The organism is Pseudomonas sp. 1 (assembly GCF_056626735.1).
This window is the reverse complement of the sequence record NZ_JBWXMQ010000002.1, coordinates 390,159-413,844: the sequence shown is the minus strand read 5'-3', so window position 1 is coordinate 413,844 and position 23,686 is coordinate 390,159. Positions and strand designations below refer to the sequence as shown.

At 61.3% G+C, this 23,686-nt stretch carries 23 protein-coding genes; 9 read left to right on the top strand and 14 right to left on the bottom strand.

The features are described 5' to 3' along the window. Positions 1-344: 344 nt before the first annotated feature. Positions 345-527 carry a hypothetical protein gene (locus AC1MDC_RS05095; RefSeq protein WP_480392599.1) on the top strand — a complete coding sequence of 61 codons (183 nt, stop codon included), beginning with the start codon at positions 345-347 and terminating at the stop codon, positions 525-527. An 18-nt stretch (positions 528-545) separates the two neighbouring features. Here AC1MDC_RS05095 and AC1MDC_RS05090 read toward each other — a convergent pair whose 3' ends face one another. From AC1MDC_RS05090 to AC1MDC_RS05070, 5 genes are all read right to left on the bottom strand, one after another. Continuing rightward, positions 546-2,363, bottom strand: a complete 1,818-nt coding sequence (locus AC1MDC_RS05090; protein ID WP_085705391.1) for an ABC transporter ATP-binding protein — start codon at positions 2,361-2,363, stop codon at positions 546-548. Then, a complete protein-coding gene (locus AC1MDC_RS05085; protein WP_170929764.1) occupies positions 2,356-2,958 on the bottom strand; it encodes a DsbA family protein in 603 nt (200 codons plus the stop codon). Before AC1MDC_RS05085 ends, AC1MDC_RS05090 begins: the two co-directional genes overlap by 8 nt. A 35-nt stretch (positions 2,959-2,993) precedes the next feature. Continuing rightward, on the bottom strand, positions 2,994-3,944 hold the full coding sequence (trhO, locus tag AC1MDC_RS05080) for an oxygen-dependent tRNA uridine(34) hydroxylase TrhO (RefSeq protein ID WP_085699904.1): 951 nt from the start codon (positions 3,942-3,944) through the stop codon (positions 2,994-2,996). Positions 3,945-4,061: 117 nt separating this feature from the next. Further along, positions 4,062-4,361, bottom strand: coding sequence for a BolA family protein (locus AC1MDC_RS05075; protein ID WP_065257175.1), 300 nt, complete (start codon positions 4,359-4,361; stop codon positions 4,062-4,064). A gap of 12 nt (positions 4,362-4,373) precedes the next feature. Further along, on the bottom strand, positions 4,374-4,892 hold the full coding sequence (locus AC1MDC_RS05070) for a DUF2059 domain-containing protein (RefSeq protein WP_085699902.1): 519 nt from the start codon (positions 4,890-4,892) through the stop codon (positions 4,374-4,376). A 193-nt stretch (positions 4,893-5,085) separates the two neighbouring features. Here AC1MDC_RS05070 and AC1MDC_RS05065 point away from each other — a divergent pair, with 193 nt between their 5' ends. Then, on the top strand, positions 5,086-6,480 hold the full coding sequence (locus AC1MDC_RS05065; RefSeq protein ID WP_480392598.1) for a class II fumarate hydratase: 1,395 nt from the start codon (positions 5,086-5,088) through the stop codon (positions 6,478-6,480). A gap of 123 nt (positions 6,481-6,603) precedes the next feature. Here AC1MDC_RS05065 and AC1MDC_RS05060 read toward each other — a convergent pair whose 3' ends face one another. Beyond that, positions 6,604-7,563 (bottom strand): DMT family transporter, encoded by a 960-nt coding sequence (locus AC1MDC_RS05060; RefSeq protein ID WP_480392597.1) that lies wholly within the window; start codon positions 7,561-7,563, stop codon positions 6,604-6,606. Positions 7,564-7,777: 214 nt separating this feature from the next. Here AC1MDC_RS05060 and AC1MDC_RS05055 point away from each other — a divergent pair, with 214 nt between their 5' ends. Beyond that, positions 7,778-7,972 (top strand): DUF6316 family protein, encoded by a 195-nt coding sequence (locus AC1MDC_RS05055; RefSeq protein WP_085696950.1) that lies wholly within the window; start codon positions 7,778-7,780, stop codon positions 7,970-7,972. Positions 7,973-8,101: 129 nt separating this feature from the next. Here the strand turns inward: AC1MDC_RS05055 and AC1MDC_RS05050 are convergent, their stop codons facing one another. Together AC1MDC_RS05050 and pap are read right to left on the bottom strand one after the other, a co-directional pair. Then, positions 8,102-9,286 carry a thiolase family protein gene (locus tag AC1MDC_RS05050; protein WP_064383416.1) on the bottom strand — a complete coding sequence of 395 codons (1,185 nt, stop codon included), beginning with the start codon at positions 9,284-9,286 and terminating at the stop codon, positions 8,102-8,104. Between the two features lie 102 nt (positions 9,287-9,388). Continuing rightward, a complete protein-coding gene (pap, locus tag AC1MDC_RS05045) occupies positions 9,389-10,903 on the bottom strand; it encodes a polyphosphate:AMP phosphotransferase (protein WP_085704678.1) in 1,515 nt (504 codons plus the stop codon). Between the two features lie 173 nt (positions 10,904-11,076). On the opposite strand from pap, the gene mnmC reads away from it, so the two are divergent. The 5 genes from mnmC to AC1MDC_RS05020 all read left to right on the top strand — a co-directional run bounded on the left by mnmC (position 11,077) and on the right by AC1MDC_RS05020 (position 18,283). Beyond that, the gene (gene mnmC / locus AC1MDC_RS05040; protein WP_480392596.1) at positions 11,077-13,056 is read left to right on the top strand and encodes a bifunctional tRNA (5-methylaminomethyl-2-thiouridine)(34)-methyltransferase MnmC2/FAD-dependent 5-carboxymethylaminomethyl-2-thiouridine(34) oxidoreductase MnmC1; all 1,980 of its coding nucleotides are present in this window, start codon (positions 11,077-11,079) and stop codon (positions 13,054-13,056) included. Positions 13,057-13,222: 166 nt separating this feature from the next. Further along, on the top strand, positions 13,223-14,995 hold the full coding sequence (locus tag AC1MDC_RS05035) for an N-acetylglutaminylglutamine amidotransferase (RefSeq protein ID WP_480392595.1): 1,773 nt from the start codon (positions 13,223-13,225) through the stop codon (positions 14,993-14,995). Between the two features lie 3 nt (positions 14,996-14,998). Then, on the top strand, positions 14,999-16,744 hold the full coding sequence (gene ngg / locus AC1MDC_RS05030) for an N-acetylglutaminylglutamine synthetase (protein WP_480392594.1): 1,746 nt from the start codon (positions 14,999-15,001) through the stop codon (positions 16,742-16,744). A 61-nt stretch (positions 16,745-16,805) separates the two neighbouring features. Continuing rightward, positions 16,806-17,996 (top strand): osmoprotectant NAGGN system M42 family peptidase, encoded by a 1,191-nt coding sequence (locus AC1MDC_RS05025; RefSeq protein WP_085696955.1) that lies wholly within the window; start codon positions 16,806-16,808, stop codon positions 17,994-17,996. A 59-nt stretch (positions 17,997-18,055) separates the two neighbouring features. Next, positions 18,056-18,283 carry a YheU family protein gene (locus AC1MDC_RS05020; RefSeq protein ID WP_003192759.1) on the top strand — a complete coding sequence of 76 codons (228 nt, stop codon included), beginning with the start codon at positions 18,056-18,058 and terminating at the stop codon, positions 18,281-18,283. A 6-nt stretch (positions 18,284-18,289) separates the two neighbouring features. Here the strand turns inward: AC1MDC_RS05020 and csrA are convergent, their stop codons facing one another. The 3 genes from csrA to AC1MDC_RS05005 all read right to left on the bottom strand — a co-directional run bounded on the left by csrA (position 18,290) and on the right by AC1MDC_RS05005 (position 19,826). Then, on the bottom strand, positions 18,290-18,475 hold the full coding sequence (gene csrA / locus AC1MDC_RS05015) for a carbon storage regulator CsrA (protein ID WP_007950875.1): 186 nt from the start codon (positions 18,473-18,475) through the stop codon (positions 18,290-18,292). A 138-nt stretch (positions 18,476-18,613) separates the two neighbouring features. Next, positions 18,614-18,946: a YnfA family protein gene (locus AC1MDC_RS05010; protein WP_007950874.1), complete on the bottom strand. Its 333-nt coding sequence runs from the start codon at positions 18,944-18,946 to the stop codon at positions 18,614-18,616. Between the two features lie 64 nt (positions 18,947-19,010). Further along, positions 19,011-19,826 (bottom strand): SDR family oxidoreductase, encoded by an 816-nt coding sequence (locus AC1MDC_RS05005; protein ID WP_085696956.1) that lies wholly within the window; start codon positions 19,824-19,826, stop codon positions 19,011-19,013. 256 nt (positions 19,827-20,082) lie between these two features. Here AC1MDC_RS05005 and AC1MDC_RS05000 point away from each other — a divergent pair, with 256 nt between their 5' ends. After that, positions 20,083-20,241 (top strand): DUF3309 family protein, encoded by a 159-nt coding sequence (locus AC1MDC_RS05000; RefSeq protein WP_169432680.1) that lies wholly within the window; start codon positions 20,083-20,085, stop codon positions 20,239-20,241. A 61-nt stretch (positions 20,242-20,302) separates the two neighbouring features. On the opposite strand, the gene AC1MDC_RS04995 is transcribed toward AC1MDC_RS05000, so the two are convergent. The 3 genes from AC1MDC_RS04995 to AC1MDC_RS04985 form a co-directional block, all read right to left on the bottom strand. Further along, the gene (locus AC1MDC_RS04995; protein ID WP_085696957.1) at positions 20,303-22,396 is read right to left on the bottom strand and encodes an LTA synthase family protein; all 2,094 of its coding nucleotides are present in this window, start codon (positions 22,394-22,396) and stop codon (positions 20,303-20,305) included. A 313-nt stretch (positions 22,397-22,709) separates the two neighbouring features. Beyond that, positions 22,710-23,315, bottom strand: coding sequence for an START domain-containing protein (locus AC1MDC_RS04990; RefSeq protein WP_480392593.1), 606 nt, complete (start codon positions 23,313-23,315; stop codon positions 22,710-22,712). A 41-nt stretch (positions 23,316-23,356) separates the two neighbouring features. Beyond that, a complete protein-coding gene (locus tag AC1MDC_RS04985) occupies positions 23,357-23,611 on the bottom strand; it encodes a YkgJ family cysteine cluster protein (RefSeq protein WP_085683506.1) in 255 nt (84 codons plus the stop codon). Between the last annotated feature and the right edge of the window lie 75 nt (positions 23,612-23,686).

Here is a 23,686-nt window from a genome sequence, read left to right as displayed (position 1 = left end):
TGCGTGGTCACTGCCTGATCGTCCGTCTCTATCAGACCAACTCCCAAAGACTAGGAGGCGTTCGGGGTTCCGGCAAGCGGCGGATCGGCCCTGATTCAGTACAAACGCAGCCTTATACATATGTAACGCCACACAATTGGCTGGCGGCGTTTCACTGGCACTCCAGTTGTTCCCTCTCAGGGCGGGAAATCGTTCTCGCGGAGTGCTGCATCACATCGATCTCTCTTGCTACAACCGACACACCAGACACTCAGGAGTTTCGTGTCAGACAGGCAAAGGGACTTGATTCGGGCCCCGACATCAAAGACCTGGTTCCCTCACCCGCCGCACGGGAAAACCATCAATTGCATAACGCGAGAAACATCGCGCACGCCCACGTCGTGACCGCCAGCAATGACGTGCCGACCTCACTGGACAGCGAGGTCAAACTGGTGGGCTTGTTGCGCAAAAAGTATCGCCTCGGTGGACGTGGCCACAAGCCTGCCGCCGAGCAACAGCTGGTCACGACGCCACGACAGATGGATTGAAGGTGCTGCGCAGCTGATCTACAACCGCTGCAAATGCCCATAAAGCTTGGCGTACAACCCGCCATCGGCAATCAGTTGCTGATGGTCGCCATCCTCGGCCACTTGCCCGCCGTCGAACACCAGCACCCGGTCCGCCTGCTTCACCGCTGACAAGCGGTGGGCGATGATCAGCGTGGTGCGGCCATGGAGGAACCGCGCCATGGCCTGGTGCAGGTTGTATTCGGTGGCGGCGTCGAGGGCTGACGTCGCCTCGTCGAGAATCACCACTTTGGGTTCCGCGAGAATCATCCGCGCGATCGCCAGACGTTGCCGCTGACCGCCGGACAAACGCACGCCGGAGCGGCCGACGATGCTGTCCAGCCCGTCCGGCAAGGCGCGGATGGTGGGTTCGAGCTGGGCGATTTCCAGTGCCTGCCAGCAGGCTTCGTCGCTACGGGTGCGGCCCATGGTCAGGTTGGCGCGCACGCTGTCGTTGAACAGCGCCGGATGTTGCAGCACCACCGCGACATTTTCCCGAACCGTTTCCAGGCCGATTTCCTGCTGGGTCGATCCGCCGAAACGGATCGTCCCGGCCAGTGGCGTGTAGAGCCCCAGCAGCAATTGCACGAGGGTACTTTTGCCGCCACCACTGGCGCCGACAATCGCCACTTTTTCACCAGGAGCGATGGACAGATTCAACTGGTCCAGCACCAGTTCGTCGCCGTAACCGAAGCTCAACCCTTGCACCTGAATCCCGACGGTATCGCGGCCCTTGAACGGATCGACACCGCCGGGGTATTGCGGCTCGTCGGCGCGCGCCAGCAGTTCGTTGATCCGCGACAGCGCACCGCCTGCCGCGTAGTAGGCGTATTGCAGGTTCAGCAGTTGTTCGACCGGGCCGATCATGAACCACAGATAGCTGAACACCGCGAGCATCTGGCCGATCGACAGATCGGAGAACAACACCGTGAGCATGGCCGCCGCGCGGAAGATATCGATGCCGAACTGAAACAGCAGACCACTGGCCCGGTTCGAGGCGTCGGTCTTCCATTGCGAATTGACTGCGTAGTTGCGTACTTCTTGCGCTCGCAGGCCGAGGCGCCCGAGAAAAAAGCCCTGACGGTTGCCTGCGCGCACTTCCTGTATCGCATCAAGGGTTTCGCTCAGCGCCTGAGTGAAGCGCGAGGTGCTGTCATTCTCCAGTTTCTTCAGGTGCTTGACCCGCTTGCCCAACTGCACCGTGGCGTAGATCACCAGCGGGTTGAACAGCAGGATCAGCAATGCCAGTTTCCAGTGCATCCACATCAGGATGCTGGCGGTGCCGACCAGGGTCAGCATCGCCACCAGGAAACGGCTGAGGGTTTCGCCGACAAACTTGTCGAGGGTGTCGAGATCGGTGACCAGGTGGGTGGTGACCGTGCCGCTGCCCAGGCTTTCGTATTCACCGAGGGAAATGCGTTTCAGACGCTCGATCAGCCGCACGCGAATGCGATAAACGATGTCCTTGGCCAGCCGCGCAAACAACCGCGCCTGCAATACGCCAAAACACAGGGCGCTGCAGCGCAGGGTCAGCGTCACCACCAACATCAGGCCGATATAGCCTGCCGCCTGCTGCCACATCGAAGGCAGCACATGGTTCATGACTTTCAGCGCCGCATCGCCGTGACCGAGCAGGACTTCGTCCACCAACAACGGCAACAGCAGCGGAATCGGCACGCTGCACAGCGTCGCCAGTACGGCCACGCCGTTGGCGATCCACAGGGATTTTTTGTGATGAAGTGCCAATCGCCGGACTTCAGCCCAGCTCAGCCGGTCGACACGCTTGACGGCTGGCGTGTCATCGGCCGGGTCAGACACAGGCGGCGCGCTCCAGCCATCGACCGAGCAACGGCGACAGTTCACTGAGCGGCTGGTAACCGTTGGTCAGCAACGCCAGTTGGCCATTGCGCTCGGCGAGCAGGGTCGGGAATCCGGCGATGCCCAGATCCTGCACCCAGCTGAAATCGGCCTGGGTCGCCTTGTGTTGATCGGCATGATCAAACAGGGCAGCAAATTCGATGCGCGGGACGCCGGCCTTCTCGGCCAGCTCCACCAGAACGCTGGCCTGGGTGACATCGCGACCTTCGACGTAAAACGCGTGCTGGATCAACCCGACCAGTTTCCACGCGCAATCCGGCGCCAGGCTGCGCGCGGTGACGATGGCCCGGCAGGCAGGTTCGGTGTCGTAGACAAAACCGTCCGGCAATGCGCCTTCCAACTTGAACGGCTGGCCAGTGGCCTCGGTAACCGCCTGCCAGTGTTCGAGAATGTAGCGCCGGGTGGTCGGCTCAAGCGCCGCACCGCTGCCGGTACGCAACCCGCCGACCACCAGGTGCAGTTCCACCCCGGCTGCCTGCGCCTGCTCCACCAATGCCTTGGCTACCGGAGCAAATCCCCAGCACCACGAACACATCGGATCCATCACATAGAGCAGGCGTGCAGACATGATTAAGCCTCGGTGGATGCTTGCTTATCTTGCTTATAGTTGTAGCCGATCGGGTGCGGCATGTTGCGCGCTTTTGCCAGTTCGATCTGCTTCTGGCGGTCGATGGCGCTGCGGCGGGTCTTCTCGCTCAGGGTGTCCCAGCAGTGCGGGCAGCTGATGCCGGCCACGTAATGCTCGGAGGCGCGATCTTCAACGCTCACCGGGGTGCGGCAGGCATGGCACTGATCGTAGTCGCCTTCGCTCAGGTCATGGCGCACGGTCACGCGGTTGTCGAATACAAAGCAGTCGCCCTGCCATTTGGTTTCTTCCTGCGGCACTTCTTCGAGGTACTTCAGGATGCCGCCCTTGAGGTGGTAAACCTCTTCGAAACCTTCGCCGAGCATGTAGCTGGAGGCTTTTTCACAACGAATGCCGCCGGTGCAGAACATCGCGACCTTCTTGTGCACGGCCGGATCGAAGTGTTCTTTGATGTAGTCGGGGAATTCGCGAAAACTGGTGGTTTTCGGATCGATGGCGCCTTCGAAGGTGCCGATCGAGACTTCGTAATCGTTGCGGGTGTCGATCAGCAACACTTCCGGATCGCTGATCAGCGCATTCCAGTCCCGCGGTTCAACGTAGGTGCCGACCTTCTTGTTCGGGTCGACGCCTTCCACGCCCAGGGTCACGATCTCTTTCTTGAGCTTGACCTTGGTGCGATAGAACGGCTGCTCGTCGCAGTACGATTCCTTGTGATCGATATCGACCATGCGCGGATCGTTGCGCAGCCAGGCCAGCAGGCCGTCGATGCCTTCACGGCTGCCGGAAACCGTGCCGTTGATGCCTTCTTCGGCGATCAGCAGAGTGCCTTTGATGCCGTTGTCGACCATCGCTTGCAACAGGGGCTCGCGCAGGCTGACGTAATCTTCGAGGGTGACGAACTTGTACAGTGCCGCCACGACAATCGGTTGTGTCATGGGTATTTCTCCAGGTGGCTACCCTCGTAAAGGGTGAACCGGATGCGAAAAAAAACGCGCCGGGTCAGCGGCGCGTTGCGGATTCTAGCAAAAAACCTCAGTTCATTGCTGCAAGGCTCAATGCTTGCTGCCGCCGGCACAGGTCGGCGACGCCGGAGCGGCACCTACCTCTGCCCATTCCTGCGGGGTGTAGGTGTGCAGCGCCAACGCATGGAACTCGCCCATCAGCTCGCCGAGCGTGCCGTAGACTTTCTGGTGGCGCTTGACCCGGTTCAGGCCTTCGAACTGCGCACTGACCACCACTGCCTTGAAGTGGGTCTGCAACCCGCGACTGTGCATGTGGCTTTCGTCCAGCACTTGCAGATGCTCAGGCTGAAGCAGCGCCAGCGTCGATTCGATGCGTTGTTGCATGGTCATCACGAACTCCGCTTACTTCTTCTTGGCCGGAGCCGCGCCTTTCGGTGCCAGCTCGTTGGTCATGTCGTCCAGCAGCTTGTTGACCACCGGTACCGCGCTTTCCAGTTTGGCCTGGGTCATCTGGGCCGATTGCTGAGTCAGCTGCGGCATTTTTTCCAGGACTTTCTTGCCCAGTGGCGACTGGTAGAACGCGACCAGATCTTTCAACTCCTGTTCGCTGAAGTTGCTGGTGTAGAGCTTGACCATGTCCGGCTTCAGCTTGTTCCAGCCGATGGCCTGGTCCAGGGCGGCGTTGGCCTTGGCCTGGTAGGTATCCAGTACGGCTTTCTTGGATTCCGGCGCCTTGGTCTGTTCAAAACGCTGGGCAAACATCTGCTGAACCTGCATGTACACCGGAGTGCCCAGCTTGTCAGCGTGCGCCAGGGTCAGGAAAGTTTCGGCACTGGCGTTGTGGCTGGCGGTATCGGCAAACACCTGGCCGCTGGCGCAAACCAGGGCAACCGCGGTGCAGATGGCACGAAGACGAATCATCGAGTTTCCTTTTCAGCTAGGCGAGGTCAAACCCCAAGGGCGACCATTCTGCGCCTGAATAACGCTGCGGCTCAACCCCCGGCCCTTGCCGCGCTTGATTGGCGGGGATTTGCCAGTCAACAATCGGCCGGAGGGAACCACCCGGGCCGACACCGGCCTAAACTGCGCAAACAGACCAACAGGAGTGTGCACGATGAGCCGTAACGAAACCGACAGCCTGGGCCCGATCGAAGTCCCGGACGACGCTTACTGGGGCGCTCAGACGCAACGCTCGCTGATCAACTTCGCCATTGGCCAGGAACGCATGCCCTTGCCGGTACTGCACGCCCTGGCCCTGATCAAGAAAGCCGCCGCCCGGGTCAACGACCGCAACGGCGACCTGCCAGCCGACATCGCCCGCCTGATCGAACAGGCCGCCGACGAAGTGCTCGACGGCCAGCATGACGACCAGTTCCCGCTGGTGGTCTGGCAGACCGGCAGCGGCACGCAAAGCAACATGAACGTCAACGAAGTGATCGCCGGCCGTGCCAACGAACTGGCCGGTAACCCGCGCGGCGGCAAGACGCCAGTGCACCCCAACGATCACGTCAACCGCTCGCAGAGTTCCAACGACTGCTTTCCCACCGCCATGAGCATCGCCACTGCGCAAGCGGTGCAGGCCCAACTGCTGCCCGCCATCGCCGAGTTGTCGGGCGGCCTCGCCGAGCTGTCGGCACGGCATATGAAACTGGTGAAAACCGGTCGCACCCACATGATGGACGCCACGCCGATCACTTTCGGCCAGGAAATCTCCGGCTTCATAGCGCAGCTGGATTACGCCGAACGAGCGATCCGCGCAGCGTTGCCCGCAGTCTGCGAACTGGCGCAGGGCGGCACGGCCGTCGGCACCGGACTCAATTCGCCACACGGTTTCGGCGAAGCGATTGCCGCGGAACTGGCGGCACTGTCGGGCCTGCCATTCGTCACCGCGCCGAACAAGTTCGCAGCCCTCGCCGGCCATGAGCCGCTGACTACGCTGTCCGGCGCCCTGAAAACCCTCGCCGTGGCGCTGATGAAAATCGCCAACGACTTGCGTCTGCTGGGCTCGGGCCCACGCGCAGGTTTTGCTGAAGTGAAATTGCCGGCCAACGAACCAGGCAGTTCGATCATGCCCGGCAAGGTCAACCCGACGCAGTGCGAAGCGTTGTCGATGCTCGCCTGTCAGGTGCTGGGCAACGACGTGGCAATCGGTTTTGCCGCCAGCCAGGGTCATCTGCAACTGAACGTGTTCAAACCGGTGATCATCCACAACATGCTGCAATCGATCCGCCTGCTGGCCGACGGTTGCAGCAACTTCCAGCAGCACTGCATCGCCGGGCTTGAACCGGATGCCGAAATCATGGCGAAACATCTGGAACGCGGGCTGATGCTGGTGACGGCGCTGAACCCGCACATCGGCTACGACAAGTCGGCGGAAATCGCCAAGAAGGCCTACAGCGAGGGCAAGACCCTGCGCGAAGCCGCGCTGGAACTGGGTTATCTGACCGATGAGGAGTTCGACGCCTGGGTACGGCCGGAGAACATGATCGAGGCCGGGGCCAAGGGCTGAATCCCGTAGCGCCAGAAAGTCCGTCATCGCGAGCAAGCTCGCTCCCACAGTTGACCGCATTCCACTGTCAGGAATGCGGTTGAATGTGGGAGCGAGCTTGCTCGCGAATGAGGTTGACGCGGTTTAACTGGCGGCCATCTTCATCCGCCGGGCCCTGAGCCCGGCAATCAGCGAAGGCCCGAGCGCCACCAGCGCCGACCCCAGCACCACCAGCACCGCCCCACCATACCCCAGCAGATTGATTTGCTCGGCATGCACATACTCGGGCCACACCACGGCCGCCACCGCTACTGCGCCGAACGTCACCAGCGGCGTGATCGCGAGCGTCGCACTGACGCGTGAGGCTTCCCAATGCGCCAGTGCCTCGGCAAATGCGCCGTAGGCGATCAGGGTGTTCATGCAGCACGCCAGCAGCAGCCAGCCCTGCAACGGGCTCAGCGACAGTGCTTCGAGCGGATGCACCCAAGGCGTCAGCAACATGGCGCAGAACAGGTAGATCACCATCATCACCTGCAACGAATTCCACACCGTCAGCAATTGCTTCTGCCCCAGCGCGTAAAAGGTCCAGACGGTCGAGGCCAACAGCACCAGCAACACGCCGGCGGTGTAATCAGATAAAGAGGTGAGCAATTCCGCCAGACGCTGGTTGAAGAACAGCGCAAAACCGATCAGCAGTACCGCCAGGCCAATGCCCTGGCCGATGCTGAAGCGTTCCTTGAACACGAACAGGCTGGCGATCAGCAACATGATCGGCCCCATCTGCACCACCAGTTGCGCAGTGCCGGGGCTGAGCAGGTTCAGGCCCATCAGGTACAGCACGTAGTTGCCCACCAGCCCGAGCACGGCCATCAATACCAGCCATCCGCCCTTCGGCCCGAGCACCTTGCGACTCGGCAGCCGTTTGGTCGCCGCCAGATAAATGAACAGACAGCCGCCGGACACCAGCAGACGAAACCAGGTCACCGTGACCGGATCCATCACCATCAGCACCTGCTTGAGCTTGATCGGCAGGATTCCCCACAGAAACGCCGTCAACAGCGCCAGGAACATGCCGTACACCCAACGACCCGATGAAACGTGCATGAGAACCCCAAGCGCCAGAGACAGGAGCGCTCATTCTAGGCGCACAGATCCGCCCGACACAGGGACAGTTGCGCTCAAGCCGCAAATGAAACTGTGCAGGTCGCAGCAGAAAATTGACGAAGGGCCGTTGATCGGCTGGCCGGGCAAGGTAAGTGGTTCAGGCATAAGCTCCTTGGATCCAGCCCGGGACAACACTCACCAAGGAGACGCCGTCATGTTAGGCATGCGCGCCCAGGACACCGCCCCCGCCATGCACTTTCGCAGCGACCGCATATGCCGGGTCAATGGCGAGCTGTATTTCAGCACCCGGGAAAACACCCTCGAAGGGCCGTTCGACAGCCCCGAGAAAGCCGAGCAGCAGATAAAGGCCTACATCGCGCGGATGCAGTTGCTGGATTCCGGCAGGTAGATCCGGTCGCCCCATTCGCGAGCAAGCTCGCTCCCGCATTCGATCACATTCCTTCAATAAGAATAGGGTCAACTGTGGGAGCGAGCTTGCTCGCGAAAGCCATCGAGAGAGCAAAACAGATTCCCGGACTTAACGCACCGCCTCAAACAATCCGGTCGCGCCCATCCCGCCGCCCACGCACATGGTCACGATCCCATAGCGCAGATTGCGTCGCTGCAACTCGCGCACCAGATGCCCGACCTGCCGCGACCCGGTCATGCCGAACGGGTGACCGATGGAAATCGAGCCGCCGTTGACGTTGTATTTCTCGTTGTCGATTTCCAGTCGGTCACGGGCGTACAGGCACTGCGAGGCGAACGCTTCGTTCAATTCCCAAAGATCGATGTCCGCCACCTGCAAGCCTTTGGCCTTGAGCAGTTTCGGCACCGAGAACACCGGGCCGATGCCCATTTCGTCCGGCTCGCACCCGGCCACGGTAAACCCGCGGAAAAACGCTTTCGGCTTGAGCCCCAGTTGCAGGGCTTTTTCCAGGCTCATCACCAGCGTCATCGAGGCGCCATCGGACAACTGCGACGAGTTGCCGGCGGTCACCGAACCGTCCTCGGCGAATACCGGTTTCAATCCGGCGAGGCTTTCATAAGTGGTATCCGGACGGTTGCAGTCATCGCGATCAACGATGCCGTCGAGGATCTGCACTTCACCGCTGTTCTTGTCTTCAACGCGGTACTTCACCGCCATCGGCACGATTTCATCGTTGAACAGGCCGGCGGCCTGCGCCTGAGCAGTACGGATCTGACTTTGCAGCGAGTAACGATCCTGCGCCTCGCGACTCACGCCATAACGGCGCGCCACCACTTCGGCGGTCTGGCCCATGGTGTAGTAGATCCCTGGCGTCTGCTGCTTGAGCAACGGGTTGATCAGGTGATCAGTGTTGACGCTTTTCAGGGTCAGGCTGATCGACTCGACGCCGCCGGCGACGATGATGTCGCTGCAACCCGATGCAATCTGGTTGGCGGCAATCGCAATCGCCTGCAAGCCCGACGAACAGAAACGGTTGAGGGTCATGCCCGCCGTGCCAGTGCCCAATTGCGAGAGCACCGCCACGTTACGACCGATGTTGTAGCCCTGGGCGCCTTCGTTGGAGCCGGCGCCGACGATGCAATCCTCGACGCTGGCCGGGTCGATGTCGTTGCGCGAGAGCAACGCATTGACGCAATGGGCCGCCATGTCATCGGGACGGGTCTGGTTGAACTTGCCGCGAAAGGACTTGGCCAGGCCGGTCCGTACGCTGTCGACGATCACCACTTCACGCATGGCATACCTCATTGTTGCAGTCAGTTGAGAGTGGACCGAGCATATGTCCACTCAATCGCCGACCGCGACAATCATTCACCTCGCGTATGCGGGCCCATCGGCTCAGTCCTTGTGTTTCCTGGCTCGTTTGTCGGACTTCTCGAAAGCTTCTTCCAGCGCACGGTTGATCGTGCGCAAGACCTTGACCCGAGCCCAGCGCTTGTCGTTGGCCTCAACCAGGGTCCAGGGGGAAATTTCGGTGCTGGTGCGGTCGACCATGTCGCCCACCGCGGCACGATAGGCGTCCCACTTGTCGCGGTTGCGCCAGTCGTCTTCGGTGATCTTGAAGCGCTTGAAGGGGATTTCTTCACGCGCCTGGAAGCGTTCAATCTGCGTGTCCTTGTCGATGGCCAGCCAGAACTTGACCACGATCACCCCGGCATCGGCGAGCTGCTCTTCGAAGTCGTTGATTTCGCCGTAGGCACGCATCCAGTCGGCGGTGCTGCAAAAACCTTCGATCCGCTCTACCAGCACCCGGCCGTACCACGAGCGGTCGAACACGGTGAACTTGCCCCGGGCCGGGATGTGTCGCCAGAAACGCCACAGGTAAGGCTGCGCCCGCTCCTCTTCGGTCGGCGCGGCAATCGGCACGATGTTGTACTGACGCGGATCGAGCGCCGCCGCCACCCGACGGATCGCCCCGCCCTTGCCCGCCGCATCGTTGCCTTCGAAAACCGCCACCAGTGCATGGCGGCGCATGCGTTTGTCGCGCATCAGGCCGGACAGCCTCGCCTGTTCGGTGATCAATTGTTCTTCGTAATCTTTCTTTTCCAGACGCTGATCCAGGTTGAGGCTGTCGAGCAGATTCAACTGATCCACCGACGTGCCCAGCGGTTGGGCACTGACCGCACTCGAATGCACGTCGGGGCGCTTCAACGCGTTTTGCAGGCCTTCAAGCAAAATCTTGCCAACGGTCAGGCTGCGGTAGTTTGCGTCCACCCCTTCGATGACATGCCACGGCGCATAGTCGCGGCTGGTTCGGCGCAACACACGTTCGCCGTATTTGACGAACTTGTCGTAGGTCTGCGATTGCTGCCAGTCCAGCGGGCTGATCCGCCAGCTGTGCAGAGGGTCGTCGGCCAACGCCTTGAGCCGCGCCTTCATTTGCTTCTTGGACAGGTGGAACCAGAACTTGAAGATCAGCGCACCTTCGTCGCACAGCATCTTTTCCAGGCGTTCGGCCCCGGCGATGGCCTGATCCAGTCGCGGATCCTTGAACAAGCCGTGGACCCTGCCCTGCAGCATCTGGCTGTACCAGTTGCCAAAGAAAACCCCCATCCGCCCCTTGGCCGGCAGCATCCGCCAGTAACGCCAGGCCGGTGGCCGCGCCAGCTCTTCATCGGTCTGCTGGTCGAAAGTGCGCACTTCGATCAGACGCGGATCCATCCACTCGTTGAGCAATTTCACCGTCTCGCCCTTGCCGGCGCCTTCGATGCCGTTGATCAAAATGATCACCGGAAAACGCTTCTGCTGCTGCAACTCGAATTGGGCTTCCAGCAACGCTTCACGCAGAGCGGGCACGGCGGCTTCGTAGGTGTCTTTGTCGATGGCGTGACCGATTTCAGCGGATTCGAACATAGGGACGGCTCCTTCCAGGATTCAGCAAGACTAGCGGATTGGGCTCTGGCGCGGCACAGAAATTCCCGTCGGCGGCGGATTGTCCTCGAGTGATCGTCAGCCAGGCTTGCCATGGATCAAGCGCCGCCTGCGTGATCGGCTAGAATGGCCGCCTTGTCGTTGCCGAGCCTGCCATGAAACCTGTAATGCCCCACGCCCAAATCGACTGGGATGACCAGGGACGCCCGCGTTCGCGAGTGTTCGACGATGTGTATTTTTCCGACCAGTCGGGGCTGGATGAAACCCGCTACGTGTTCCTCGAACAAAACCGTCTGGCCGAGCGTTTTGCCGCGCTGCCGGCGGGTGGGCGACTGGTGATCGGTGAAACCGGCTTCGGCACCGGGCTGAATTTTCTCTGCGCCTGGCAGTTGTTCGAACAGCATGCGGTGGTCGGTGCGCGGCTGCATTTCGTCAGCGTGGAAAAGTACCCGCTGAGCCCTGCCGACCTGCAGCGGGCGTTGGCGTTGTGGCCGGATCTCAAGCCGCTGTCCGATCAACTGCTCAAGCATTACGTGGCAATCCATCAAGGCTTCCAGCGTATTGTTCTGGATAACGGTCGCGTGACCCTGACGCTGCTGATCGGCGATGCGCTGGAACAGTTGCCGCAACTGGACGGCCAGATCGACGCCTGGTTTCTCGACGGTTTCGCCCCGGCGAAAAACCCGGAGATGTGGACCGCCGAACTGTTCGCCGAACTGGCGCGACTGGCGGCGCCCGACTCGACCATCAGCACCTTCACCAGTACCGGCTGGGTGCGGCGCCTGCTCAACGCTGCCGGCTTCAAAATGAAGCGCACGCCGGGCATCGGCCACAAGTGGGAAATCCTGCGCGGCGAGTTTCTTGGCTGGCCCGAGAATGTGCCTTTACCCGCCGCGACCAAACCATGGTTTGCCCGCCCGATTCAGTTGAGCAGTGAGCGTCGCGCTCTGGTGATCGGCGCCGGTCTGGCCGGTTGCGCCACGGCGGCCAGCCTCGCGGCGCGGGGCTGGCAGGTCAGTCTGCTGGAGCGACATGACGCCGTGGCCCGGGAAGCCTCGGGCAATCCTCAAGGCGTGCTGTACCTGAAACTGTCCGCCCACGGCACCGCACTGTCGCAGTTGATCGTCAGCGGTTTCGGCTACACCCGGCGCCTGCTGGAAACCCTGCAACGGGGTACCGACTGGGACGACTGCGGCGTGCTGCAATTGGCGTTCAATGAAAAGGAACGCGAACGTCAGGCGCAATTGGCGGCCACGTTTGCGGAAGACCTTCTGCAATGGCTTGATCAACCCGAAGCGCAGGCCCGTGCCGGGATCAGTCTGGCCCATGGCGGTTTGTACTATCCCGAGGGCGGCTGGGTGCATCCGCCGGCATTGTGTCAGGCGCAATCCGCACAACCGGGCGTCACGCTGCTCACCCATCAGGAAGCCGTGGAACTGCGCAAGTTCGACGGCCAGTGGCAGGCCTTCGACGGTGATCGATTGATCGCAACAGCACCCGTCGTGGTGTTGGCGGGTGCCGCCGAGATCAAGCGTTTCCCCCAGAGTGCCGACCTGCCCCTCAAACGCATTCGCGGACAAATCACCCGACTGGCGCAGACCACACAAAGTCAGGCACTGGCCACCGTGGTGTGCGCCGAGGGTTATGTCGCACCGGCACGCTTGGGCGAGCACACCCTCGGCGCCAGTTTCGATTTCAACAACGACGACCTGACCCCGACCACCGCTGAACACCTGGGCAATCTGGCGATGCTCGAAGAAATCTCCACGGATCTGGTCGCACGCCTGCACATCAGCGAACCCGACGCCGACCGCCTCGAGGGTCGCGCCGCCTTCCGTTGCACCAGTCCCGACTACCTGCCGATTGTCGGCCCGCTCGCCGATCACGAAGCCTTCACCGACGCGTATCGCGCCTTGAGCAAGGATGCCCGGCAAGTGCCGGACGTTCCCTGCCCATGGCTGGACGGTCTGTACGTCAACAGCGGTCATGGTTCACGCGGATTGATCACCGCACCACTGTCTGGCGAGTTGCTGGCCGCGTGGCTCGATAACGAACCGCTGCCGCTGCCGCGCAGCGTGGCCGAAGCCTGTCATCCCAACCGGTTTGCCCTGCGCCGTCTGATTCGTGGCAAATGAACCCGGGCTCGATCAGTCAGCGGGCACAATGCGATCGGTCAGGTCGACACGCTTATAACCGATCGTTCTAAAACTCCCACATGCGTGCCGGGTCAGTTTCTGGGTACCGGCCATTTCGGCGCGGTTCAGCAACACCCTCCCCAACGGAAAAACCGGTAAGGACCTTATGTGCGGATTAGCTGGCGAGTTACGTTTTGATCAACAACCTGCAGACCTTGCAGCCATCGAGCGAATCACCCATCACCTGGCCCCTCGCGGCCCCGATGCGTGGGGCTTCCATGCCCAGGGACCGATTGCCCTGGGCCATCGACGCCTGAAAATCATGGACCTGTCGGACGGCTCGGCGCAGCCGATGATCGACAGTCAACTGGGCCTGTCCCTGGCCTTCAACGGCGCGATCTACAACTTCCCGGAACTGCGCGCCGAACTCGAAGCGCTCGGTTACGCGTTCTATTCCGGCGGCGACACCGAAGTGCTGCTCAAGGGGTATCACGCCTGGGGCGAAGCGCTGCTGCCGAAACTCAACGGCATGTTCGCCTTCGCCATCTGGGAGCGTGACGCCCAGCGCTTGTTCATCGCCCGCGACCGTCTCGGTGTGAAGCCGCTGTACCTGTCGCGCACCGGCCAGCGCCTGCGTTTTGCGTCAGCCCTGCCGGCACTGCTCAAGTGCGGCGACATCAACCCGATCCTCGATCCGGTGGCGCTCAATCATTACCTGAATTTCCACGCCGTGGTGCCCGCGCCGCGCACCTTGCTGGCCGGCATCGAAAAGCTGCCGCCAGCGAGCTGGATGCGCATCGAAGCGGATGGCACCACCGAGCAGAAAACCTGGTGGACCCTGCCCTACGGCCCACGCGACGACGAGAAAAATCTGACACTCGAAGACTGGCGCGACCGCGTGCTCGACAGCACCCGCGAAGCCGTGGCGATCCGCCAACGAGCGGCAGTGGATGTGGGTGTGCTGCTTTCCGGCGGCGTCGATTCCAGCATGCTCGTCGGCTTGCTTCGTGAAGTCGGCGTGGAAAACCTGTCGACCTTTTCCATCGGTTTCCAGGATGCCGGCGGCGAGCGCGGTGACGAATTCCAGTATTCCGATCTCATCGCCAGGCACTACGGCACCCGGCACCATCAATTGCGCATCGATGAAAAAGAGATCATCGAGCAACTGCCCGCCGCGTTCCGCGCCATGAGCGAGCCGATGGTCAGCCACGATTGCATCGCCTTCTATCTGCTGTCCCGCGAAGTGGCCAAGCACTGCAAAGTGGTACAGAGCGGCCAGGGCGCCGACGAACTGTTCGCCGGTTATCACTGGTATCCGCAAGTCGACGGCGCGGCCGATCCGTATGCGGCCTATCGTGAGGCGTTTTTCGACCGCAGCTACGACGATTACGCCGCCACGGTGCAGCCGAAATGGCTGACCGCCAATGACGCCGCCGGCGACTTCGTGAAGGAACATTTCGCACAGCCCGGCGCCAATGCAGCAGTCGACAAGGCTCTGCGCCTGGACAGCACCGTGATGCTGGTGGACGACCCGGTCAAACGCGTCGACAACATGACCATGGCCTGGGGCCTGGAGGCGCGCACGCCGTTTCTCGACTATCGCCTGGTGGAGTTGTCGGCCCGTATTCCCGGCAAATTCAAACTGCCGGACGGCGGCAAGCAGGTGTTGAAAGAAGCCGCGCGACGGGTGATTCCGAGCGAAGTGATCGACCGCAAGAAGGGTTACTTCCCGGTGCCGGGTCTCAAGCATTTGCAGGGCGATACCCTGAACTGGGTACGCGAACTGCTGCTCGATCCAAGTCAGGATCGCGGCCTGTTCAACCCGGCCATGGTCGACAAATTGCTGACCGACCCACAAGGTCAGTTGACCCCGCTGCGCGGCTCCAAGCTATGGCAACTGGCGGCCCTGAACCTGTGGCTCAGCGAACAAGGAATCTGATCGATGAAACCTCACGCCACGGCTTACAGCCAACGGCTGCTGCGCGGTCAGACGCCGTCCTACGAGCGCTTGCAGGCGCGACTGGCCGAGGACGGCAGCGAGCCGGCCGCCGAACCGATTGCAGTGCACTGCGGCTGGGGCCGATTGCTGATCGGCCACACCTTTCCCGATCCGGCGAGCCTTGCCCGGGAACTGCTGAACGAGCAGACCGGCGAGCGCGACATCGCGTTGTACGTCGCCGCGCCGCAGCAGATTCTCGGCCTGGAACCGACCCAACTGTTTCTCGACCCGTCCGACACCCTGCGGTTGTGGTTCAGCGATTATCGTCAGGCAACCCGGGTATTTCGTGGCTTTCGCATTCGTCGTGCGCAAAGTGACGCGGACTGGCAGGCGATCAATCAGCTGTATCAGGCACGCGGCATGTTGCCGATCGATCCCACCCTGCTCACCCCGCACCATCAGGGCGGCCCGGTGTATTGGCTGGCGGAAGACGACGACAGCGGCGCGGTAATCGGCAGCGTCATGGGCCTCAATCACCAGAAGGCTTACAACGACCCGGAAAGCGGCAGCAGTCTCTGGTGCCTGGCAGTCGATCCACAGTGCTCGCGTCCCGGTGTCGGCGAAGTGCTGGTACGGCATCTGATCGAGCATTTCATGAGCCGCGGCCTGAGCTACCTCGATCTGTCGGTGCTGCATGACAACCGTCTGGCGAAAAATCTCTACGCCAAGCTCGGTTTTCGCAACCTGCCGACCTTCGCCATCAAGCGCAAGAACGGCATCAATCAGCCGCTGTTCCTCGGGCCGGGGCCGGAGGCACAGTTCAACCCTTATGCGCGGATCATCGTCGAGGAAGCCCATCGGCGCGGCATCGATGTGCAGGTGGACGACGCCGACGCCGGGCTGTTCACCCTCAGCCACGGCGGGCGCCGGGTGCGTTGCCGCGAATCCCTGAGCGACCTGACCAGCGCCATCAGCATGAACCTGTGTCAGGACAAGAGCCTGACCCACAAGGTGTTGAAATCTGCCGGACTGAATGTGCCGTCGCAGCAATTGGCGGGGAACGCGGACGACAATCTGGCGTTTCTCGACGAATACCAGCGAGTAGTCGTCAAACCGCTGGATGGCGAACAGGGCCAGGGCGTGGCGGTGGATCTGCAGACCATCGAGGACGTGCAGCAGGCCATCGAAGCCGCCAGGCAGTTCGACACTCGCGTACTGCTCGAAAGCTTCCACGAAGGCCTGGACCTGCGGATTCTGGTGATCGGTTTCGAGGTGGTTGCAGCGGCAATCCGGCGGCCGGCAGAAGTGGTCGGCGACGGTCATCATTCCATCGGCGCGCTGATCGAAGCCCAGAGCCGGCGACGGCAAGCGGCGACCAGCGGCGAAAGCAAAATCCCGCTGGATCACGAAACCCAGCGCACCCTGCACGCGGCCGGTTATGACTACAACAGCATCCTGCCGGCCGGTGAGCATCTGTTCGTGCGACGCACGGCGAACCTGCACACCGGCGGCACGCTGGAAGACGTCACGGCGATTCTGCACCCGACTCTGGCCGACGCTGCCGTGCGCGCGGCCAGGGCACTGGAGATCCCGATGGTCGGCCTCGACCTGATGGTGCCAGCGGCGGATCAACCGGCGTACGTGTTCATCGAAGCCAACGAGCGGGCGGGTCTTGCCAACCATGAGCCGCAACCGACGGCCGAGCGGTTTGTCGATCTGTTGTTTCCGCACAGTCAGCCGGCCGTTTGATTTCTCTTCGGCGTCATTCCCGCGTTCAACGCGCGAATGACGCCCCGCAACAGGAGTTTCCATGACCACCCAAATTCCCGAACCGGATCTGAACTACCTGCAGAAAGTCCTGCTGGAAATGCTCGCCATTCCCAGCCCCACCGGGTTCACCGACACCATCGTGCGCTACGTCGCCGAGCGTCTAGAAGAACTTGGCATTCCCTTCGAAATGACCCGTCGCGGCACGATCCGCGCCACCCTCAAAGGCAAGAAAAACAGCCCCGACCGCGCAGTGTCGGCGCACCTCGACACCATCGGCGCCGCCGTGCGCGCGGTGAAAGACAATGGGCGTCTGACCCTGGCCCCGGTGGGTTGCTGGTCGAGCCGGTTTGCCGAGGGCAGTCGCGTCAGCCTGTTCACCGACAACGGCGTGATTCGCGGCAGCGTGTTGCCATTGATGGCTTCCGGTCATGCCTTCAACACTGCCGTGGACGAGATGCCGATCAGTTGGGATCACGTCGAGCTGCGTCTGGACGCCTACTGCGCGACCCGCGCCGATTGCGATTCGCTGGGCATCAGTGTTGGCGATGTGGTGGCCTTCGATCCTTTGCCCGAGTTCACCGAAAGCGGCCACATCAGTGCCCGCCATCTGGACGACAAGGCCGGTGTCGCCGCGCTGCTGGCCGCGCTGAAAGCCATCGTCGACAGCGGCCAGGAGTTGATGATCGACTGTCATCCGCTGTTCACCATCACCGAGGAAACCGGCAGCGGCGCGGCGGCAGCGTTGCCGTGGGACGTCAGCGAATTCGTCGGCATCGACATCGCCCCGGTCGCACCGGGCCAGCACTCCAGCGAACATGCCGTGAGCGTGGCCATGCAGGATTCCGGCGGCCCGTACGACTATCACCTGTCGCGGCACCTGTTGCGACTGGCGGGTGAACACGAGTTGCCGGTGCGCCGCGACCTGTTCCGCTATTACTTCAGCGACGCCCATTCGGCCGTCACCGCCGGTCACGACATCCGCACCGCGCTGCTCGCCTTCGGCTGCGACGCGACCCACGGCTACGAACGTACGCACATCGACAGCCTCGCGGCACTCAGTCGCTTGCTCGGGGCCTACATTCTGAGCCCGCCGGTGTTCGCCAGCGATGCACAACCGGCCAATGCTTCACTGGACCGATTCAGTCATCAGATCGAACACGAAACGCAGATGGAGAGCGACACCCGTGTGCCGTCGGTAGACAGCCTGGTGGGGCAACGCTCGGAGAGTTGAGTCTGGCCCTCGGCGGTCATTCGCCGTAGCATCCCGACATTGATTTAGCCGAGGTGCCCATGCTGATTCCCTACGACGCGCTAGAAGTCGACACCCTCACCCGCCTGATCGAAGATTTCGTCACCCGTGACGGTACCGACAACGGTGACGACACGCCGCTGGAAACCCGCGTGCTGCGGGTTCGCCAGGCACTGACCAAAGGTCAGGCGCTGATTGTCTTCGATCCGGAAAGCGAGCAATGCCAATTGATGCTCAAGCACGACGTGCCCAAGCACCTGTTCGACTGAAAACGGTCAGCGGCCCTTGCCGCTGGCCTGTTTGCGCTGGATCCGTTCGTAGACCTCGGCGCGATGCACGCCGACCTGCTCCGGCGCTTCGACGCCGAACCGCACACTGGAGCCGTTGACCGCCAGAACGCGCAGAGTGATGTTGTCGCCGATGGAAATCAGTTCACCGACAACACGGCTGAGTACAAGCATGGGAGGTGTCCTTCAAGGTTTGCGAGCCTTGAAGATGCGCGGGTTTCGACCGCCCTACAATGCACGCCGGGCAATTCAGTCATTCCCTACGCGCCAAGGCGCGCAAGCCTTCAGACGTTTCCTTCAGGCCTGCGAGATTCAGCTCGCGGAAAACCTCGGCCCGAACAGAATCACACTCGCCCCGATGACACACAACGCCACTCCGATCCAGTCCGAACCCAGCGGGCGGATGCGTTCGACCACCGCCAGCCAGCCAATCGAAGCAATGATGTAGATGCCACCGTATGCGGCATAGGCGCGACCGGCGTAGGTCGCTTCGACGCGCGTCAACAGCAGCGCGAACAGGGTGAGGCTGATCAGCGCCGGGATCACCCACAGGGCGCTCTTGCCCTGGCGCAACCACATCCAGAACGCGAAACAACCGGCGATTTCGAACAGCGCGGCGAGGAAAAACCACAGGTAGTTGAGCATGCAAAACATCTCGTCGGGGTGACTGTTGCGGCCACCCTAACGATGCGGCGAACGCGGGGCAAGTTCAGCCGTTGTTCTGTCTGGCCTTGGCGCGCATCTTTTCAGCCATCGCGGTCATTTCGTTGTAAAGCAATTGCGGGTTCTTCTGCTTGAGCGCCCAGGCCATGCGTCCTTGTTCGTGGGGCAGGATCATGAACTCACCGGCCGCGACTTGTTTGTAGATGTAGTCGGCAATATCGCTGGCGGTAATCGGCGAACTTTCCAGCAACTTGCCGACCTGGGCTTTCATCGCCGGCGTCGGGCCACGGAAAGAATCCAGCAGGTTGGTCTGGAAGAACGACGGGCAGACCACATGAACCCCGACTTCCTGTTGAGCCAGTTCGATCAACAGACTTTCCGACAGCGCCACCACGCCAGCCTTGGCCACGTTGTAGTTGCTCATCGCCGGGCCCTGCATGAGCGCGGCCATCGAGGCAATGTTGATGATCTTGCCCTTGCTCTGCTCCAGCAACGGCAGGAACGCCTTGCAGCCCTTGACCACGCCCATCAGGTTGATCGCGATCTGCCAGTCCCAGTCCTCCAGCGACAGCTCGCTGAAGAAACCGCCCGAGGCCACCCCGGCGTTGTTGACGATGATGTCGATGCCGCCAAGTTTCACTTCGCAGGCCTGGGCGAATGCGGTGAGCTGGCTGTAATCACGCACGTCGCAGCGCTGGATGAAGCCATCGCCGCCAGCCTCGCGAACGAGTTTCAGGGTCTCTTGCAAACCGGGCTCGCTGACGTCGGACAAGGCCAGTTGCCAGCCTTCACGCGCCCAGCGCAGCGCGATTTCGCGACCCAGGCCTGAGCCCGCGCCAGTGATCATCATGCGATTTTGCATAGCAGACAGCCTTGTTGTTCCGGGGAAGATGCGCGGAGTGTAGCGAAGGATCATCAGCGACCCACGCTCCATCAGATTGCTGAATGGCGAGGGCAAACCGCGACAACAAACGAAATAAGCACGCGAGCCAAATACCTTAAAAAAACATTGAATTTTCTTTCATGCGCACCAGTCGGAATTTGTAAGCCGTCTGGAATTAGTTCAACTTCCAGCCGCCCTTGAACACCAAGACTTCACAGACGCTATCAACAAGGAAATAGACATGGGCACAATTCTAATCATCATCCTGATCCTGTTGCTGATCGGTGGTCTGCCGGTCTTCCCGCACTCCAGAAGTTGGGGTTATGGCCCTTCGGGCATTATCGGTGTGGTGCTGGTAGTACTGTTGGTGCTGTTGTTACTCGGTCGGATATGACTGTTTGACCGACAAAAAAAGAGGCCCTTCAAAAGGGCCTCTTTTTTATTGCGCCGAATGATCAGTCCGGCTTGCCGTTAATCACACCGGCGGTATTGTCGAGCAGGCTCTTGGTAGCCGTCTGCAGGAACGCTTCGAGCTTGAGCTTCAGCTCGGCGGTGCGCGGTGCGTCCGGAATGATTTCGGCAGAAGGATTGGCGCCCAGTTGGTACTGATAGATCTTCGGTGCCATTTCCTTCTCTTTCGGCAGCACCAGAATCTGGTCGGCGGTGACAATGGCGGTGGTCTGCTCGCTGCCCGACGGCTTGATCACACCGAAACCGGTGTCACCCTGCGGCAGGTTCAGCAGATCGCGGCCCCAGCACTGATGGCGCACTTCGCCGCCGAGGCGACCCATGATGGTCGGCACGATGTCGATCTGGGTGCCCACAGTGTGGTCGCGGGTACCGAATTTCTCCTGGATGCCCGGTGCGATCATCAGCATCGGCACGTTGAAGCGGCCCAGGTCCATTTCGGTGATCTGACGCTCGTTGCCAAAACCGTGGTCGCCGACGATGACGAACAGGGTTTCCTTGAAGTACGGCTCCTTGCGGGCCTTCTCGAAGAACTGGCCCAGCGCCCAGTCAGCGTAACGCATGGCGGTCAGGTGCTCGTTGAGCGGGCCACGATCGGTGACGCGCTCGACCGGCAACGGCGTAGGCAAGGCATACGGCGTGTGGTTGGACAGGGTCTGCAGCAGCGCGTAGAACGGCTTGCCGTTTTCCCGCGCCTTGAGCTCCACCAGACCACGGTCGAACATGTCCTGGTCGGACACGCCCCAGGTCGGATCGGAGAACACCGGGTTCACGAAGTCGTTGCGGCCGACGAAGTTGGTCATGCCCTGGTTGCTGAAGAATCCGGACTGGTTGTCCCAGGCAAAGTCACCGTTGTAGACGTAGACATCGTCATAGTTGCGCGCGCTGAGCAACTGCGGCAGGCCGGACAGTTTGTGGCTGCCCTCCGGTGTCTGCATCAGATACTCGAAACCCGGCAGGTTCGGGAAGCAGGCCATGGTGGCGAACATGCCCTGGTGGGTATGGGTGCCGTTGGAGAAGAAGCGGTCGAACAGCAGGCCTTCCTTCGACAGCTTGTCGAGGTACGGCGTGATGTTGCCCGGCGCGCCCAGAGCACCGACCGAGTGACCGGCCATGCTTTCCATCAGGATCACGACGACGTTCTTGATCGGCAGGGTCTTGTCGGCAGGCGGCGTGTATTCACGACGCACGGCGGCGATATCGGCATCTACCAGTTTGTCGTCCGGCATCACCAGCATCTCGCGCACGACTTTCTGCGCCTGATCCTGCGGCAGCGTAGCTTTCCAGATGTTGTCGCGATCCTCGCCCATCCGGTCCTTGGCCGCCGCGATCAGCGACAGCGTGCCGTTGAGGCCGAGCTGGTTGGCGAAGTTCGAATCGGTGGTGTACACGTCACCCCAACGCAGCGGCGGGCCTTGACGCAGAGTGCCGCGAGCGGCGACCACGCAGATCAGCAGGCACACCACGAACACCGCCAGACGCGCATACCAAGGCGCCACTTGACGGGTGCCGACGTTGCCACCGCTGAACGGGCCACGTGGGCGGGTCAGACGGTCGGCGCCCTTGAACGCCAGGGTCAGGATCAACGTGCCCACGACCCACGCCAACAGGTAGCGCACCACCGGGAAACCGTACCAGAGCATGCTCATCACGGTTTTCGGATCTTCCTTCACGTACTGGAACACCAGGCCGTTGAGGCGCTGGTGGAACTCGCGATAGAAGTCCATCTCCATCAGGCCGAGGAACAGCGCGATGCTCGAAGCGACAGTCAGCCACAGACGGAAGAACCCGCGCGCCGCCATGGCCCGGGCACTGAACAGCGCCAGCACCAGCGGAATACAGACATACACCACCAGGCGAATATCGAAGCGCAGGCCGTTGGCGAAGGCTTCGAGGAACGTCGAGGCCGGGGTGTCGAGGATCATCTCGCGGTTGTAGACCAGCAGCGCGAGGCGCAGCACGGAAAACATCACCATCATGACCAGCGCGCACAGGAGCGTGTAGGCCAGATGCGATTTGACGGTCGGTTGCAGCAGGCGACTGGAAGATCGCTGCTGACTCAGGGCGTCCGGGTTTGCCATGTCGTTTTAGGACCCATTGGAAGTTGAAGTTGCAAAAATTCAGCTGCGCCCTGCCCTCTGTTGGCCGTTCCAGGCCCCGGGGCTTGCGCGGAGCGCAAATGTTGCACGATCACCGGCGGCATTGCCATTGATTAGTGCCCGCTGCCGGACGCTTTCATTCAAGGCACAGCGCATCGGGACAGGTGCAAACAGCGCGGGCGAATTGTCTTGGAGACTTTGTGAAAATTTCGTTCAACGCATATCCGGAAACACAATAAGCCTTGAAAACAAAACGCCCCGAATTCTTCGGGGCGTTTACAGATGAACGCGATATTTATTTCTCGGCGCGTTCTTTCAAGGCTTTCAGGGTGTTGAACGGTGCATCGACCACAAACTTGTTGGCGATCATCGACGGCACGCTGCCACCTGGCTCGGTGTGAACCTGATAAGTCACTTCAACCTGATCGCCCTTTGGCACGAACTTCCAGAAACCTTTGACCTGCGCGACCCGCACAAAGCCCTTCTCTTCGGGCAGGTACTTCGGCAAGCCTTCCAGATTGCGGGTCAGGCTGCCATCGGCGCCTTCAACAGTGGTGATATGCAGGATGGAGTCGCGCGGAGTGACCGGCCATGGCGTGTTGAACTGAGTGTAGGTCCAGCTCTGGTCACCTTCGTGCTTGAGCAGTTTCTGGGTCTTGCACTCGTGAATCCAGGCGCACGCACCGGAAACGTCTTCCTGCAAGGCGCGCAGTTTAGCGATGGTGGTCTTCATCAAGGTCACGCCCTGATAAGACTTGTAGTCCGAACCCGGCACTTCGCTCAGGGAGACCTTGATGCCGTCCTCGTTCTTGGCGACTTTCCAGTCTTCAGCCTGGGCGGCCGAGGTGGCCAGCACGGCAGTCAAACCACACAACACAGCGATACGATGCAGCGAACCCATAGTCTTATTCCTTATTGTTGAAGTTCCGTTCGTTTGACACATCACGCCGCCGTCATCTGCTCCCACCAACCGAGCAGTCTGATCGCGTCTTCCTGGCTGCTGCCGCAGACGTCGGGATCGGCCTTGAAGCCTGAACAGACCGCCGGACGCTCCGGTCGGCCGAAAATGTTGCACAGGTTATCGACCGACAACTGAACGCAGCGTTCACCGGCAGGTTTGCCATCGGGCATGCCTGGAATCGGCGAACTGATGGAGGGGGCAATGCAGCAGGCGCCACAGCCTTCACGGCATTTCATGACGACGCGTTCCTCGCAGCGGGCAATGTGTTAAAGGGACGCGGAACAGGGTAACCGCTTAAACGGCTGTTTTAA

Coding starts and splice junctions, on each gene's coding strand:
- AC1MDC_RS05085 (WP_170929764.1), bottom strand. CDS start 2,958: ATGTGTTCGTGGTGCTGGGGATTTGCTCCGGTAGCCAAGGCATTGGTG.
- trhO (WP_085699904.1), bottom strand. CDS start 3,944: ATGACACAACCGATTGTCGTGGCGGCACTGTACAAGTTCGTCACCCTC.
- AC1MDC_RS05075 (WP_065257175.1), bottom strand. CDS start 4,361: ATGACCATGCAACAACGCATCGAATCGACGCTGGCGCTGCTTCAGCCT.
- AC1MDC_RS05070 (WP_085699902.1), bottom strand. CDS start 4,892: ATGATTCGTCTTCGTGCCATCTGCACCGCGGTTGCCCTGGTTTGCGCC.
- AC1MDC_RS05065 (WP_480392598.1), top strand. CDS start 5,086: ATGAGCCGTAACGAAACCGACAGCCTGGGCCCGATCGAAGTCCCGGAC.
- AC1MDC_RS05060 (WP_480392597.1), bottom strand. CDS start 7,563: ATGCACGTTTCATCGGGTCGTTGGGTGTACGGCATGTTCCTGGCGCTG.
- AC1MDC_RS05055 (WP_085696950.1), top strand. CDS start 7,778: ATGTTAGGCATGCGCGCCCAGGACACCGCCCCCGCCATGCACTTTCGC.
- AC1MDC_RS05050 (WP_064383416.1), bottom strand. CDS start 9,286: ATGCGTGAAGTGGTGATCGTCGACAGCGTACGGACCGGCCTGGCCAAG.
- pap (WP_085704678.1), bottom strand. CDS start 10,903: ATGTTCGAATCCGCTGAAATCGGTCACGCCATCGACAAAGACACCTAC.
- mnmC (WP_480392596.1), top strand. CDS start 11,077: ATGAAACCTGTAATGCCCCACGCCCAAATCGACTGGGATGACCAGGGA.
- AC1MDC_RS05035 (WP_480392595.1), top strand. CDS start 13,223: ATGTGCGGATTAGCTGGCGAGTTACGTTTTGATCAACAACCTGCAGAC.
- ngg (WP_480392594.1), top strand. CDS start 14,999: ATGAAACCTCACGCCACGGCTTACAGCCAACGGCTGCTGCGCGGTCAG.
- AC1MDC_RS05025 (WP_085696955.1), top strand. CDS start 16,806: ATGACCACCCAAATTCCCGAACCGGATCTGAACTACCTGCAGAAAGTC.
- AC1MDC_RS05020 (WP_003192759.1), top strand. CDS start 18,056: ATGCTGATTCCCTACGACGCGCTAGAAGTCGACACCCTCACCCGCCTG.
- csrA (WP_007950875.1), bottom strand. CDS start 18,475: ATGCTTGTACTCAGCCGTGTTGTCGGTGAACTGATTTCCATCGGCGAC.
- AC1MDC_RS05010 (WP_007950874.1), bottom strand. CDS start 18,946: ATGCTCAACTACCTGTGGTTTTTCCTCGCCGCGCTGTTCGAAATCGCC.
- AC1MDC_RS05005 (WP_085696956.1), bottom strand. CDS start 19,826: ATGCAAAATCGCATGATGATCACTGGCGCGGGCTCAGGCCTGGGTCGC.
- AC1MDC_RS04995 (WP_085696957.1), bottom strand. CDS start 22,396: ATGGCAAACCCGGACGCCCTGAGTCAGCAGCGATCTTCCAGTCGCCTG.
- AC1MDC_RS04990 (WP_480392593.1), bottom strand. CDS start 23,315: ATGGGTTCGCTGCATCGTATCGCTGTGTTGTGTGGTTTGACTGCCGTG.
- AC1MDC_RS04985 (WP_085683506.1), bottom strand. CDS start 23,611: ATGAAATGCCGTGAAGGCTGTGGCGCCTGCTGCATTGCCCCCTCCATC.